This window comes from Enterococcus sp. DIV1937, from assembly GCF_050535975.1.
GTDB lineage: Bacteria > Bacillota > Bacilli > Lactobacillales > Enterococcaceae > Enterococcus > Enterococcus faecalis.
Map to the genome: position 1 here is coordinate 185,582 of NZ_CP172909.1, position 13,241 is coordinate 198,822.

The 13,241-nt window shown below is 39.8% G+C and carries 19 protein-coding genes; all 19 read left to right on the forward strand.

What is annotated here, in order from left to right:
• Window positions 1–133 precede the first annotated feature (133 nt).
• The 19 genes from rpsL to rplX all read left to right on the forward strand — a co-directional run bounded on the left by rpsL (window position 134) and on the right by rplX (window position 13,228).
• Window positions 134–547 carry a 30S ribosomal protein S12 gene (gene rpsL / locus IGL13_RS00845; RefSeq protein ID WP_002356190.1) on the forward strand — a complete coding sequence of 138 codons (414 nt, stop codon included), beginning with the start codon at window positions 134–136 and terminating at the stop codon, window positions 545–547.
• 55 nt (window positions 548–602) lie between these two features.
• Window positions 603–1,073: a 30S ribosomal protein S7 gene (gene rpsG, locus IGL13_RS00850; RefSeq protein WP_002356191.1), complete on the forward strand. Its 471-nt coding sequence runs from the start codon at window positions 603–605 to the stop codon at window positions 1,071–1,073.
• Window positions 1,074–1,156: 83 nt separating this feature from the next.
• The gene (fusA, locus tag IGL13_RS00855; protein ID WP_002356192.1) at window positions 1,157–3,238 is read left to right on the forward strand and encodes an elongation factor G; all 2,082 of its coding nucleotides are present in this window, start codon (window positions 1,157–1,159) and stop codon (window positions 3,236–3,238) included.
• 150 nt (window positions 3,239–3,388) lie between these two features.
• A complete protein-coding gene (gene tuf / locus IGL13_RS00860; protein WP_002356194.1) occupies window positions 3,389–4,576 on the forward strand; it encodes an elongation factor Tu in 1,188 nt (395 codons plus the stop codon).
• Between the two features lie 181 nt (window positions 4,577–4,757).
• Window positions 4,758–5,582 carry a bifunctional hydroxymethylpyrimidine kinase/phosphomethylpyrimidine kinase gene (thiD, locus tag IGL13_RS00865; RefSeq protein WP_002368563.1) on the forward strand — a complete coding sequence of 275 codons (825 nt, stop codon included), beginning with the start codon at window positions 4,758–4,760 and terminating at the stop codon, window positions 5,580–5,582.
• Between the two features lie 271 nt (window positions 5,583–5,853).
• Window positions 5,854–7,020 (forward strand): SAM-dependent methyltransferase, encoded by a 1,167-nt coding sequence (locus tag IGL13_RS00870; RefSeq protein WP_002389616.1) that lies wholly within the window; start codon window positions 5,854–5,856, stop codon window positions 7,018–7,020.
• Between the two features lie 348 nt (window positions 7,021–7,368).
• Window positions 7,369–7,677 (forward strand): 30S ribosomal protein S10, encoded by a 309-nt coding sequence (gene rpsJ / locus IGL13_RS00875; protein ID WP_002389727.1) that lies wholly within the window; start codon window positions 7,369–7,371, stop codon window positions 7,675–7,677.
• Window positions 7,678–7,698: 21 nt separating this feature from the next.
• Window positions 7,699–8,328 (forward strand): 50S ribosomal protein L3, encoded by a 630-nt coding sequence (gene rplC / locus IGL13_RS00880; RefSeq protein WP_002356199.1) that lies wholly within the window; start codon window positions 7,699–7,701, stop codon window positions 8,326–8,328.
• Window positions 8,329–8,353: 25 nt separating this feature from the next.
• Window positions 8,354–8,977 (forward strand): 50S ribosomal protein L4, encoded by a 624-nt coding sequence (gene rplD, locus IGL13_RS00885; protein WP_002356200.1) that lies wholly within the window; start codon window positions 8,354–8,356, stop codon window positions 8,975–8,977.
• Window positions 8,977–9,267 carry a 50S ribosomal protein L23 gene (locus IGL13_RS00890; RefSeq protein ID WP_002356203.1) on the forward strand — a complete coding sequence of 97 codons (291 nt, stop codon included), beginning with the start codon at window positions 8,977–8,979 and terminating at the stop codon, window positions 9,265–9,267. Before rplD ends, IGL13_RS00890 begins: the two co-directional genes overlap by 1 nt.
• Window positions 9,268–9,306: 39 nt before the next feature.
• Window positions 9,307–10,137 (forward strand): 50S ribosomal protein L2, encoded by an 831-nt coding sequence (gene rplB, locus IGL13_RS00895; protein ID WP_002356204.1) that lies wholly within the window; start codon window positions 9,307–9,309, stop codon window positions 10,135–10,137.
• A 42-nt stretch (window positions 10,138–10,179) separates the two neighbouring features.
• Window positions 10,180–10,458: a 30S ribosomal protein S19 gene (gene rpsS / locus IGL13_RS00900; protein WP_002356205.1), complete on the forward strand. Its 279-nt coding sequence runs from the start codon at window positions 10,180–10,182 to the stop codon at window positions 10,456–10,458.
• A gap of 21 nt (window positions 10,459–10,479) precedes the next feature.
• Complete coding sequence (gene rplV / locus IGL13_RS00905) at window positions 10,480–10,827, forward strand: 50S ribosomal protein L22 (protein WP_430604616.1); 348 nt, start codon at window positions 10,480–10,482, stop codon at window positions 10,825–10,827.
• Window positions 10,828–10,893: 66 nt separating this feature from the next.
• Window positions 10,894–11,550: a 30S ribosomal protein S3 gene (gene rpsC / locus IGL13_RS00910; RefSeq protein WP_002356207.1), complete on the forward strand. Its 657-nt coding sequence runs from the start codon at window positions 10,894–10,896 to the stop codon at window positions 11,548–11,550.
• A gap of 2 nt (window positions 11,551–11,552) precedes the next feature.
• Complete coding sequence (gene rplP, locus IGL13_RS00915) at window positions 11,553–11,987, forward strand: 50S ribosomal protein L16 (RefSeq protein WP_002356208.1); 435 nt, start codon at window positions 11,553–11,555, stop codon at window positions 11,985–11,987.
• Window positions 11,977–12,165 carry a 50S ribosomal protein L29 gene (gene rpmC / locus IGL13_RS00920; protein WP_002383858.1) on the forward strand — a complete coding sequence of 63 codons (189 nt, stop codon included), beginning with the start codon at window positions 11,977–11,979 and terminating at the stop codon, window positions 12,163–12,165. Before rplP ends, rpmC begins: the two co-directional genes overlap by 11 nt.
• Before the next feature lie 23 nt (window positions 12,166–12,188).
• Window positions 12,189–12,455, forward strand: a complete 267-nt coding sequence (rpsQ, locus tag IGL13_RS00925; protein ID WP_002359348.1) for a 30S ribosomal protein S17 — start codon at window positions 12,189–12,191, stop codon at window positions 12,453–12,455.
• Window positions 12,456–12,512: 57 nt separating this feature from the next.
• Window positions 12,513–12,881, forward strand: coding sequence for a 50S ribosomal protein L14 (gene rplN, locus IGL13_RS00930; RefSeq protein ID WP_002356211.1), 369 nt, complete (start codon window positions 12,513–12,515; stop codon window positions 12,879–12,881).
• A 35-nt stretch (window positions 12,882–12,916) separates the two neighbouring features.
• Window positions 12,917–13,228 (forward strand): 50S ribosomal protein L24, encoded by a 312-nt coding sequence (rplX, locus tag IGL13_RS00935; protein WP_002356212.1) that lies wholly within the window; start codon window positions 12,917–12,919, stop codon window positions 13,226–13,228.
• Window positions 13,229–13,241: the final 13 nt, after the last annotated feature.

The window sequence follows — 13,241 nt, forward strand, 5'->3', positions numbered from 1 at the left end:
ATAGGGACGTGCTGACTGTCTATCAAAGCATATTTGATAAAGAGTGCAGAGATTGCATTATTTTTTATCGCGAAAAAAGAACCACCTGGATGTGTGGAACTAGAAGCGAAGTAAGGAAGGAGGAGAACAAGGAATGCCTACAATTAACCAATTAGTACGTAAACCTCGTAAATCTAAAGTAGAAAAATCTGATTCACCAGCCTTAAACAAAGGATATAACAGTTTTAAGAAAACTCAAACAAACGTTAACTCTCCGCAAAAACGTGGAGTTTGTACACGTGTGGGTACGATGACACCTAAAAAACCGAACTCAGCTTTACGTAAATATGCCCGTGTTCGTTTGTCAAACTTAATCGAAGTTACAGCTTATATCCCAGGTATCGGTCACAACTTACAAGAACACAGCGTGGTATTATTACGTGGTGGACGTGTAAAAGACTTACCAGGGGTACGTTACCATATCGTTCGTGGTGCGCTTGATACTGCCGGTGTTAACGACCGTAAACAAAGCCGCTCTAAATACGGTACAAAACGTCCTAAAGCTTAATTATAATAAGACAATAACAACTTGAAAAATCATATTTCGGAAGGAGGAGTTACGGATGCCTCGTAAAGGTCCTGTTGCAAAACGTGATGTTTTACCAGATCCAATTTATAACTCAAAATTAGTAACTCGCTTAATCAACCGTGTAATGGTTGACGGTAAACGCGGGATTGCTGCTAACATTATCTATAATTCATTTGATATCATCAAAGAATCTACAGGTAACGATCCATTGGAAGTTTTTGAACAAGCAATGAAAAACGTTATGCCTGTTCTTGAAGTTAAAGCACGTCGTGTTGGGGGTTCTAACTACCAAGTACCAGTTGAAGTTCGTCCAGAACGTCGTACAACTTTAGGTTTACGTTGGGTAGTTAACTACGCACGTCTACGTGGTGAACACACAATGGAAGAACGTCTAGCGAAAGAAATCATGGATGCTGCTAACAACACTGGCGCTTCTGTTAAAAAACGCGAAGACACACACAAAATGGCAGACGCAAACCGCGCATTTGCTCATTATCGTTGGTAAGATCCTCTCTGTCTGTCGCGTAAGGTGGCAGCAGAAAGTCAATTTACAATCGATTTAAATAAAGAGAGGAGTAAACATACAAAATGGCAAGAGAATTTTCACTTGAAAAAACTCGTAACATTGGTATCATGGCCCACGTTGATGCTGGTAAAACAACAACAACTGAGCGTATCTTGTACTACACTGGTAAAATCCATAAAATCGGTGAAACCCATGAAGGTGCTTCACAAATGGACTGGATGGAACAAGAACAAGAACGTGGTATCACGATTACATCCGCTGCGACAACTGCACAGTGGAAAGGCTACCGTGTAAATATCATCGATACTCCAGGACACGTGGACTTCACAATTGAAGTACAACGTTCTCTACGCGTATTAGATGGTGCGGTAACAGTTCTTGACTCTCAATCAGGTGTAGAACCTCAAACAGAAACTGTTTGGCGTCAAGCGACTGAATATAAAGTTCCTCGTATTGTATTCTGTAACAAAATGGATAAAATCGGTGCGGACTTCTTCTATTCAGTAGAATCATTACATGATCGTTTACAAGCAAACGCTCATCCAATTCAAATTCCAATCGGAGCTGAAGAAGACTTCACTGGAATCATTGACTTGATTAAAATGAAAGCTGAAATCTACACAAATGATTTGGGAACAGATATTCAAGAAACTGATATTCCTGAAGATTATTTAGAAAAAGCGCAAGAATGGCGCGAAAAATTAGTTGAAGCTGTTGCTGAAACTGACGAAGACTTAATGATGAAATATCTTGAAGGTGAAGAAATCACTGAAGAAGAATTAGTCGCTGGTATCCGTCAAGCAACAATCAACGTTGAGTTCTTCCCTGTATTAGCTGGTTCAGCATTCAAGAATAAAGGGGTTCAATTAATGTTGGACGCTGTTCTTGATTACTTACCATCTCCATTAGATATCGATGCTATCAAAGGGATCGATACTAAAACAGACGAAGAAACAACTCGTCCAGCTGATGACGAAGCACCTTTCGCTTCATTAGCATTTAAAGTTATGACTGACCCATTCGTAGGTCGTTTAACTTTCTTCCGTGTTTATTCTGGTGTCCTTGAAAGTGGTTCATACGTATTGAACGCTTCAAAAGGCAAAAAAGAACGTATCGGTCGTATCCTACAAATGCACGCCAACACTCGTCAAGAAATTGACAAAGTGTACTCTGGTGATATCGCTGCTGCTGTTGGTCTAAAAGACACAACAACTGGTGATACATTATGTGCATTAGATGCACCAGTTATTCTTGAATCTATTGAATTCCCTGACCCAGTTATCCAAGTCGCTGTTGAACCTAAATCAAAAGCTGACCAAGATAAAATGGGCGTGGCTCTACAAAAACTTGCTGAAGAAGATCCATCATTCCGCGTTGAAACAAACGTTGAAACTGGTGAAACAGTTATCTCTGGTATGGGTGAATTGCACTTAGACGTTTTAGTAGACCGTATGAAACGTGAATTCAAAGTTGAAGCTAACGTAGGTGCTCCTCAAGTATCTTACCGCGAAACATTCCGTGCTGCGACTAAAGCAGAAGGTAAATTCGTTCGTCAGTCTGGTGGTAAAGGACAATACGGTCACGTATGGGTTGAATTTACACCAAATGAAGAAGGTAAAGGCTTCGAGTTTGAAAACGCAATTGTCGGTGGTGTGGTTCCTCGTGAATACATCCCAGCAGTTGAAAAAGGGTTAGAAGACTCTATGAACAACGGTGTTCTTGCTGGTTATCCATTAGTTGATATCAAAGCAAAACTTTACGATGGTTCATACCACGATGTCGATTCAAATGAAACGGCCTTCCGTGTAGCTGCTTCTATGGCATTGAAAGCTGCGGCTAAAAATGCAAACCCAGTTATTTTAGAACCAATGATGAAAGTTACAATTACTGTTCCTGAAGATTACTTAGGTGATATCATGGGACACGTAACAAGTCGTCGTGGACGTGTTGAAGGTATGGAAGCACACGGTAACTCTCAAATCGTTAATGCGATGGTACCTTTAGCTGAAATGTTTGGTTATGCTACAACATTACGTTCAGCAACACAAGGACGCGGTACATTTATGATGGTATTTGACCACTATGAAGACGTACCTAAGTCTGTTCAAGAAGAAATCATCAAGAAAAACGGCGGCAACGCATAATTTTCCTTGAGAATAAAAGGTTTGTTTTTAGAACTATCCTTTTTTCAAGATTTCGTGTAAAATAGCTTATGATGATCAGACGATTTTTAGTAACGTCTATCACATATAAAACAAACAATAAAATTTATATTTTTAGGAGGAACATTCAAAATGGCAAAAGAAAAATTTGACCGTTCTAAATCCCATGTTAACATTGGTACTATCGGACACGTTGACCATGGTAAAACTACATTAACAGCTGCAATTGCTACTGTATTATCAAAACACGGTGGCGGGGAAGCACAAAGCTACGATTCTATCGATAACGCTCCAGAAGAAAAAGAACGTGGAATCACAATCAACACTTCTCATATCGAATATGAAACTGAAACTCGTCACTATGCACACGTTGACTGCCCAGGACACGCGGACTACGTTAAAAACATGATCACTGGTGCTGCTCAAATGGACGGAGCTATCTTAGTAGTTTCTGCTGCTGATGGTCCTATGCCTCAAACACGTGAACATATCTTATTATCACGTAACGTTGGTGTACCATACATCGTTGTATTCTTAAACAAAATGGATATGGTTGATGACGAAGAATTATTAGAATTAGTAGAAATGGAAGTTCGTGACTTATTATCAGAATACGATTTCCCAGGCGATGATGTTCCAGTTATCGCAGGTTCTGCTTTGAAAGCTTTAGAAGGCGACGAGTCTTATGAAGAAAAAATCTTAGAATTAATGGCTGCAGTTGACGAATATATCCCAACTCCAGAACGTGATACTGACAAACCATTCATGATGCCAGTCGAAGACGTATTCTCAATCACTGGACGTGGTACTGTTGCTACAGGCCGTGTTGAACGTGGTGAAGTTCGCGTTGGTGACGAAGTTGAAATCGTTGGTATTAAAGACGAAACATCTAAAACAACTGTTACAGGTGTTGAAATGTTCCGTAAATTATTAGACTACGCTGAAGCAGGCGACAACATCGGTGCTTTATTACGTGGTGTTGCACGTGAAGATATCGAACGTGGACAAGTATTAGCTAAACCAGCTACAATCACTCCACACACAAAATTCAAAGCTGAAGTATACGTATTATCAAAAGAAGAAGGCGGACGTCACACTCCATTCTTCACTAACTACCGTCCTCAATTCTACTTCCGTACAACAGACGTTACTGGTGTTGTAGAATTGCCAGAAGGTACTGAAATGGTAATGCCTGGTGATAACGTTGCTATGGACGTTGAATTAATTCACCCAATCGCTATCGAAGACGGAACTCGTTTCTCTATTCGTGAAGGCGGACGTACTGTAGGTTCAGGCGTTGTTACTGAAATCGTTAAATAATTAACTTTTTAACTATAGCTTTAACCAGCGTGAAAAACTGGGGTATTCGGACGTAAGACCAGAGAATTTATTCTCTGGTCTTTTTTTTGTTTAGAAATTGGCTGGCTAAAAAATAAGCCAATTGGCTGTTTTAGCAGACTTGTTTCTTCCGTATACTTGGAGAAAAAGGTTAGGTGATTTAATGGAAAAAGTATTGACGATTGCAGGCTCCGATTCAACTGGAGGGGCAGGGATTCAAGCAGATTTAAAAACATTTGAAGAGTATGGAGTTTTTGGATTTTCAAGTTTAACCTCGATTGTGACGATGGATCCTACGACAGGTTGGTCACATGAAGTAACTGAATTGCCAGAAACGCTCTTAGAAAAACAATTGATTTCGGTTTTTGCAGGCGGTCCAGTAGCGGCTTTGAAAACAGGGATGATGGGTAATGAACAAAATATTAAAATGGCTAGTAAGTACATTAAACAAGAAAAAATTCAAAAAGTCGTGATTGACCCAGTCATTGCTTGTAAGGGAACGGCACAAATTCTGCAACCCAAAAGTGTGGAAGGCCTAAAAAACGATTTACTGCCATTAGCATTAGTTGCCACGCCTAATTTAATTGAAGCGGGCATCTTATCTGGTTTAGGCGAAATTTCTTCCGTGGCGGAGATGGAAGAAGCGGCAAAACGAATTGTACAAATGGGAGCCAAGCATGTCGTGGTTAAAGGGGGACATCGCTTAGCTGGTGAAAAAGCACTGGACTTGTTTTACGATGGTCACACCGCGCATCTTTTGGAAAATGAATTATATCCAACTGATTATAATCATGGTGCAGGTTGTACTTTTTCAGCGGCAATCACAGCTGGCTTGGCGAAAGGTTATTCGGTGTTAGAAGCAGTAACTTTAGCGAAAAAATTTGTAGCAGCGGCGATTAAACACGGTATTCAAGTTAATCCTTATGTGGGGCACGTGTGGCATGGCGCTTACACTCATGCGGAACAACGGATGCGTAAGAAAGAATAATATTTAGAACTAGAGGAGTCTGTCAAGGACTGGCTCTAGTTTTTTTGTGATAAAGAATAACAATAGTAGGTATTACGTTAAAAGAATGTTCAAATTTTTAAAAGAGGAGTAGAATAGAACTGTAATTGCAAAAAAAGAAGCGGAACATAGAAGGGGTGATAACTTTTCTGTGCTTCAGTTTAGAACGGACTGTGGTGTTTGTTTTGACGAACTACCGGAAAGCGACTTCTTTTTGTTTTGGCTTCAAATGGTATTTAATGGAGGGAATGCAATGTTAGAAAAAGAAACGTACAGTCAACTGTTTAAATGGTCTTTTTCAAAAAAGACACAAGTCACATACTGGGATGGTACCGTCAAAGAGTATGGGCAAGGGTCGGGGGATCCGGTTTTTAAAATTGTATTCAATGAAAAAATTCCTGTGAAGGATTTACTGAATAACGCTTCGTTAACTTTAGGGGAAGCCTACATGGATCGCAAAATTGAAATCGAAGGCGATATCCAAGCGCTGATTTATGATGTGTATAACCAAAAGGATAGCTTTTTACACAATGCTAAATTTATTAAATGGCTTCCTAAAGAAAGTCATTCAAAAAAACGTTCGCAAGAGGATATTCACAGCCATTACGATCTAGGAAATGATTTTTACAAAAAATGGCTTGACCAAACAATGACGTATTCATGTGCTTATTTTAAAACGCCTGAAGATACATTAGAACAAGCGCAAGTGAATAAAGTTCATCATATTTTAGATAAATTGTTTATCAAAGAGGGCGACACTTTACTGGATATTGGTTGCGGCTGGGGCACGTTAATTTTAACTGCGGTGAAAGAATATGGAGCCAAAGCAACTGGGATTACATTAAGTGAAGAGCAATTTCATCATATTCGCCATATTATAGAAAAAGAAGGTCTACAAGATCGAATGACTGTCAAATTGATGGATTATCGTGATTTAAAAGGAGAGTCTTTTGACCATATTACGAGTGTTGGGATGTTTGAACATGTCGGTGCGGAAAATCTACATGAATATTTTGATGTCGTTCAGCGGAATTTAGCGCCTAAAGGTACGGCGTTGATTCATGGGATCAGTCGCCAACAAGGTGGGGCTAAAAATGCTTGGATTAATCGTTATATTTTCCCTGGTGGCTATATTCCTGGTGTCACTGAGCTAGTCGGCCATATGACAGAAAACGACTTGCAAGTGATTGACTTGGAAAGTTTGCGCAGAGATTATCAATTGACGTTGGAACATTGGACAAAAAACTTCCATAATATAGAAACAGAAATTGTTGACGAAAAAGGCGAGCGCTTCTATCGAATGTGGGACTTATATTTGCAAGCATGTGCAGCCTCATTCCAAGCAAGCAATATTGATGTTATTCAATATTTATTGGTTCATCCAGATAACAATGATATTCCAATGCGCCGGATTGGTTAATAGAATAAAAAAGAGAGAATTTGAGATTCTGGTAAAAAAGGAATCTCAAATTCTTTTTTTATAAAAATAGAATGAAAAGAATTGAAAAACAAAACAAATGCTTTTCAAAACAAGAAAAAATTCTTTCAAAAAAACGCAGAAAATCCTTGCTAACACTATCCTTTCATAGTATAATCAAAAAGGTGCTGTTTACAGGAGTGTAAAAAGCATTGGTAGATCAACGATTTGATTTGCCGGCTGTGAAGCGAGAGGTTGCGACACGCTCGGACGCTTTGCCATGAACGAGCATGCCGGATAAATTTTCGTGGAGCTATGTCTACTTTTAAAATAGGCGAAGGAGGGAACAAGATGGCAAAACAAAAAATTCGTATCCGTTTAAAAGCGTATGAACACCGTATTTTAGATCAATCAGCGGATAAAATTGTGGAAACAGCAAAAAGAACTGGAGCTGACGTATCAGGTCCGATTCCATTACCAACAGAACGCTCACTTTACACAGTTATTCGTGCGACTCATAAATACAAAGATTCTCGCGAACAATTCGAAATGCGTACTCACAAACGTCTAATTGACATTGTGAACCCAACACCAAAAACAGTTGACGCTCTAATGAAGCTTGACTTACCGTCTGGTGTTAATATTGAAATCAAACTATAAAATTAAGATGGAGGTGTACTCATGACCAAAGGAATCTTAGGGAAAAAAGTGGGAATGACACAAATCTTTACTGAGTCTGGTGAATTAATTCCAGTAACAGTAGTTGAAGCTACGCCAAACGTAGTTTTACAAGTAAAAACTGTTGAAACTGACGGATACGAAGCTATCCAAGTTGGTTACCAAGACAAACGTGAAGTTTTATCAAACAAACCTGCGAAAGGTCATGTTGCAAAAGCAAACACGGCTCCTAAGCGCTTCATTAAAGAATTCAAGAATGTTGAGCTAGGAGAATATGAAGTAGGTAAAGAAATCAAAGTAGATGTTTTCCAAGCAGGAGACGTTGTTGATGTTACAGGTACTACGAAAGGTAAAGGATTCCAAGGGGCAATCAAACGTCACGGCCAAAGCCGCGGACCTATGTCTCATGGTTCTCGTTATCACCGTCGTCCTGGGTCAATGGGTCCAGTAGCGCCTAACCGTGTATTTAAAAATAAACGACTAGCCGGCCGTATGGGTGGCGACCGCGTAACAATTCAAAACCTTGAAGTTGTTAAAGTGGACGTAGAAAGAAATGTTATCTTAATCAAAGGAAACATTCCTGGAGCGAAAAAATCTTTAATCACAATCAAATCAGCTGTGAAAGCTAAATAAGTGTAGGGAAAGGAGGAACTAAGGAATGCCGAATGTAGCATTATTCAAACAAGATGGAACTCAAAACGGTGAAATCACTTTAAATGAAGAAATCTTCGGAATCGAACCTAATGAAAGTGTTGTCTATGATGCAATCATCATGCAACGTGCTTCATTAAGACAAGGAACACACGCAGTTAAAAACCGTAGCGCTGTTCGTGGCGGTGGCCGCAAACCATGGCGTCAAAAAGGAACTGGTCGTGCTCGTCAAGGTTCAATCCGTTCACCACAATGGCGTGGAGGTGGCGTAGTCTTTGGACCAACACCGCGTTCATACAGCTACAAACTTCCTAAAAAAGTTCGTCGCTTAGCAATGAAATCTGTATTATCAGATAAAGTTGCTGAAAATAACTTGGTAGCAGTAGAAGGTTTAAGCTTCGATGCACCAAAAACAAAAGAATTCAAACAAGTTCTTGCTAACTTGTCTATCGATACTAAAGTATTAGTTGTTTTAGAAAATGGTAACGACTTTGCAGCTTTATCAGCTCGTAACTTACCAAACGTTTCTGTAGTAACTTCTGATAACGTTAGTGTGTTAGATGTTGTGTCAGCTAACAAAGTCTTGGCAACACAAACAGCTCTTACTCAAATTGAGGAGGTGCTTGCATAATGGAATTACTAGACGTAATCAAACGCCCAGTGATCACTGAAAAATCCATGTTAGCTATGGACGAAAAGAAATATACTTTCGAAGTGGACACTCGCGCAAACAAAACTTTAGTAAAACAAGCTGTTGAATCAGCATTCGATGTTAAAGTAGCAAACGTAAACATCTTAAACGTGCGTCCAAAATTCAAACGCATGGGTAAATATGCAGGTTATACAAAAAAACGTCGCAAAGCGATCGTTACATTAACTGAAGATTCAAAAGAAATTCAATTATTCGAAGCTGCTGAATAAGCAGTCCTGAACAATATCAACGTAGGAGGGAAATAAGACGTGGCGATTAAAAAGTACAAACCTACCACAAATGGCCGTCGTAACATGACAAGTTCTGATTTCGCTGAAATCACAACTTCAACACCAGAAAAATCATTGTTACAGCCATTAAAAAACAATGCCGGTCGTAACAACAACGGTCGCATTACGGTTCGTCACCAAGGTGGCGGTCACAAACGTCAATACCGTGTGATTGACTTCAAACGTAATAAAGATAACGTCGCAGCGGTTGTTAAAACGATCGAGTACGATCCAAACCGTTCTGCTAACATCGCGTTAGTTCATTACGAAGACGGGGTTAAGGCATACATCTTAGCACCAAAAGGATTAGAAGTAGGCATGCGCCTAGTATCTGGTCCAGAAGCAGATATTAAAGTAGGTAACGCATTACCATTGGAAAACATTCCAGTTGGTACAGTTATCCACAACATTGAAATGAAACCTGGTAAAGGTGGACAATTAATTCGTTCAGCTGGAACAAGCGCGCAAGTACTTGGTAAAGAAGGCAAATACGTATTAATCCGCTTAAACTCTGGCGAAGTTCGTATGATCTTAGCAACTTGCCGTGCAACAATCGGTTCAGTTGGTAACGAACAACACGAATTAATCAACATTGGTAAAGCTGGCCGCTCTCGTTGGATGCGTAAACGCCCAACTGTTCGTGGTAGCGTAATGAACCCTAACGATCACCCACACGGTGGTGGTGAAGGTAAAACACCAATTGGACGTAAAGCGCCAGTATCTCCATGGGGTCAACCAGCAATTGGATACAAAACACGTAATAAAAAAGCTAAATCAGACAAACTTATCGTTCGTCGTCGTACTAAATAATTTTTTTGACCATGTGTCGTACATTTTGAGAGGAGGTTCACCATGGGTCGTAGTTTAAAAAAAGGACCTTTCGTCGATGATCATTTGATGAAAAAGGTCGAAGCACAACAAGGTGCCGAAAAGAAAAAAGTAATTAAAACTTGGTCTCGCCGCTCTACAATTTTTCCATCATTCGTAGGTTTCACAATCGCTGTATATGATGGACGGAAACATGTCCCTGTTTACATTCAAGAAGACATGGTAGGACATAAATTAGGTGAATTTGCACCAACTAGAACTTATCGTGGCCACGTTGCTGACGATAAAAAAACTAAACGCTAATTTTGAGGGGAGGATATGCAAATGTCAGAACAAATTATATCAGCTAAAGCAACTGCAAAAACAGTTCGCACTTCACCTCGTAAAGCACGTTTAGTAATCGATCTTATCAGAGGGAAAAGCGTTGCGGATGCAATTTCAATCTTGAAATTCACACCGAACAAGTCTGCTGGAATCATTGAAAAAGTTTTAATGTCAGCAGTTGCTAACGCAGAAAACAACTTTGACTTAGACGTTGAAAGCTTAGTCGTATCTGAAGCATTTGTTAACGAAGGACCAACAATGAAACGTTTCCGTCCTCGTGCAAAAGGTTCAGCTTCACCAATCAACAAACGTACTAGTCACATCACAGTAGTTGTAACAGAGAAATAAGTCTCATGAAATAGGCTGTTTTCTTTATGAAAACAGAGCTTAAACATTTAAGAGGAGGGACAATCAGTGGGTCAAAAAGTACATCCAATTGGAATGCGTGTAGGCATCATCCGCGACTGGGATGCGAAATGGTATGCTGAAAAAGAGTATGCTGAATTCTTACACGAAGATTTAAGAATCCGTAAATTTATCGCAACAAAACTTGCTGATGCTGCTGTATCTACAATTGAAATCGAACGCGCTGCAAACCGTGTTAACATTTCAATTCACACAGCTAAACCAGGTATGGTTATCGGTAAAGGCGGATCTGAAGTCGAAAACCTAAGAAAAGAATTAAACAAATTAACTGGCAAACGAGTTCACATCAACATCGTTGAAATCAAAAAACCAGATTTAGATGCAAAATTAGTAGGCGAAGGAATTGCACGTCAATTAGAAAACCGTGTTGCTTTCCGTCGTGCTCAAAAACAAGCTATCCAACGCGCAATGCGTGCTGGCGCTAAAGGAATCAAAACTCAAGTATCAGGTCGTCTAAACGGTGCGGATATCGCTCGTTCAGAAGGATACTCTGAAGGAACTGTACCACTTCACACATTACGTGCGGACATTGATTACGCATGGGAAGAAGCGGACACTACTTACGGAAAACTAGGAGTTAAAGTGTGGATCTATCGTGGAGAAATTCTTCCAACGAAAAAAAACACTGAGAAAGGAGGGAAATAATCATGTTAGTACCTAAACGTGTAAAACACCGTCGTGAATTCCGCGGAAAAATGCGCGGTGAAGCTAAAGGCGGAAAAGAAGTAGCATTTGGTGAATGGGGTTTACAAGCAACTGAATCTCACTGGATTACTAACCGTCAAATCGAAGCAGCCCGTATTGCAATGACTCGTTACATGAAACGTGGCGGGAAAGTATGGATTAAAATTTTCCCTCACAAGTCTTACACAAGTAAAGCTATCGGCGTACGTATGGGTAAAGGTAAAGGGGCACCAGAAGGCTGGGTATCACCAGTTAAACGTGGTAAAATCATGTTTGAAATCGCAGGCGTTCCTGAAGAAGTAGCTCGTGAAGCTCTTCGTCTTGCATCTCACAAATTGCCGGTAAAAACTAAGATCGTAAAACGTGAGGAAATGGGTGGTGAATCGAATGAAGGTTAAAGAAATCAGAGAATTAACCACTGCCGAAATGCTAGATAAAGAAAAACAATTAAAAGAAGAATTGTTCAACTTAAGATTCCAATTAGCAACAGGTCAATTAGAAAACACTGCACGTATTAAAGAAGTACGTCAATCGATTGCACGCATCAAAACAGTATTGCGTGAACAAGCTAACTAATAGTGGAAGGAGGCCAAACGCGTATGACTGAAGAAAGAAATCAACGTAAAGTTTACCAAGGTCGCGTGGTATCAGACAAAATGGATAAAACAATCACAGTTGTCGTTGAAACAAAGAAAAACCACCCTATCTATGGCAAACGTATGAAATATTCTAAAAAATATAAAGCGCATGATGAAAACAACACAGCGAAAGTTGGAGACATCGTAAAAATCATGGAAACTCGTCCATTATCAGCTACAAAACGTTTCCGTTTACTAGAGGTAGTCGAAGAAGCAGTTATTATCTAATAAAACGAGAATTTCCTAATAGATTGAAGCACAAAATCTGAAAGGGGGATACACATCGTGATCCAACAAGAAAGTCGTTTAAGAGTCGCTGACAATTCTGGCGCACGTGAAATTTTAACGATCAAAGTCCTAGGCGGATCTGGTCGTAAAACTGCTAACATCGGTGACGTTATTGTTGCTACTGTCAAACAAGCAACGCCAGGTGGGGTTGTTAAAAAAGGTGAAGTAGTTAAAGCCGTTATCGTTCGTACAAAATCTGGCGCTCGTCGTGCTGACGGTTCTTACATCAAATTTGATGAAAATGCTGCGGTAATTATCCGTGACGATAAAAGCCCACGCGGAACACGTATCTTCGGACCAGTTGCACGTGAATTACGTGAAAACAACTTCATGAAGATCGTTTCTCTAGCACCAGAAGTATTATAATCTCGAGCCCACGTTAAAGGAGGTGCGAAACAGTAATGTTTGTTAAAAAAGGCGATAAAGTAAAAGTTATCACTGGTAAAGATAAAAACAAAGAAGGCGTTGTCTTAGCAGCGTTTCCTAAACAAGATAAAGTTATCGTTGAAGGTGTCAACGTCGTTAAAAAACACCAAAAACCAAACCAAGCAGCCCCACAAGGTGGAATCCTTGAAGTGGAAGCGCCAATTCATGTTTCTAATGTAATGGTGATTGATCCTTCAAACGGAGAAGCTACTAAAGTTGCGTTTAAAGAAGTCGACGGCAAAAAAGTCCGCGTTTCTAAAAAAACAGGTGAAGTTTTAGATAAATAAAAATTGCGGAAGG

Excerpts from the sequence above, each read along its gene's own strand:
- rplV (WP_430604616.1), top strand. The coding sequence starts at position 10,480 with ATGTCAGAACAAATTATATCAGCTAAAGCAACTGCAAAAACAGTTCGC.
- rplP (WP_002356208.1), top strand. The coding sequence starts at position 11,553 with ATGTTAGTACCTAAACGTGTAAAACACCGTCGTGAATTCCGCGGAAAA.
- rpsJ (WP_002389727.1), top strand. The coding sequence starts at position 7,369 with ATGGCAAAACAAAAAATTCGTATCCGTTTAAAAGCGTATGAACACCGT.
- IGL13_RS00870 (WP_002389616.1), top strand. The coding sequence starts at position 5,854 with ATGTTAGAAAAAGAAACGTACAGTCAACTGTTTAAATGGTCTTTTTCA.
- IGL13_RS00890 (WP_002356203.1), top strand. The coding sequence starts at position 8,977 with ATGGAATTACTAGACGTAATCAAACGCCCAGTGATCACTGAAAAATCC.
- rpsQ (WP_002359348.1), top strand. The coding sequence starts at position 12,189 with ATGACTGAAGAAAGAAATCAACGTAAAGTTTACCAAGGTCGCGTGGTA.
- fusA (WP_002356192.1), top strand. The coding sequence starts at position 1,157 with ATGGCAAGAGAATTTTCACTTGAAAAAACTCGTAACATTGGTATCATG.
- rplD (WP_002356200.1), top strand. The coding sequence starts at position 8,354 with ATGCCGAATGTAGCATTATTCAAACAAGATGGAACTCAAAACGGTGAA.
- rpsS (WP_002356205.1), top strand. The coding sequence starts at position 10,180 with ATGGGTCGTAGTTTAAAAAAAGGACCTTTCGTCGATGATCATTTGATG.
- rpmC (WP_002383858.1), top strand. The coding sequence starts at position 11,977 with ATGAAGGTTAAAGAAATCAGAGAATTAACCACTGCCGAAATGCTAGAT.
- rpsL (WP_002356190.1), top strand. The coding sequence starts at position 134 with ATGCCTACAATTAACCAATTAGTACGTAAACCTCGTAAATCTAAAGTA.
- rplX (WP_002356212.1), top strand. The coding sequence starts at position 12,917 with ATGTTTGTTAAAAAAGGCGATAAAGTAAAAGTTATCACTGGTAAAGAT.
- rpsG (WP_002356191.1), top strand. The coding sequence starts at position 603 with ATGCCTCGTAAAGGTCCTGTTGCAAAACGTGATGTTTTACCAGATCCA.
- tuf (WP_002356194.1), top strand. The coding sequence starts at position 3,389 with ATGGCAAAAGAAAAATTTGACCGTTCTAAATCCCATGTTAACATTGGT.
- thiD (WP_002368563.1), top strand. The coding sequence starts at position 4,758 with ATGGAAAAAGTATTGACGATTGCAGGCTCCGATTCAACTGGAGGGGCA.
- rplC (WP_002356199.1), top strand. The coding sequence starts at position 7,699 with ATGACCAAAGGAATCTTAGGGAAAAAAGTGGGAATGACACAAATCTTT.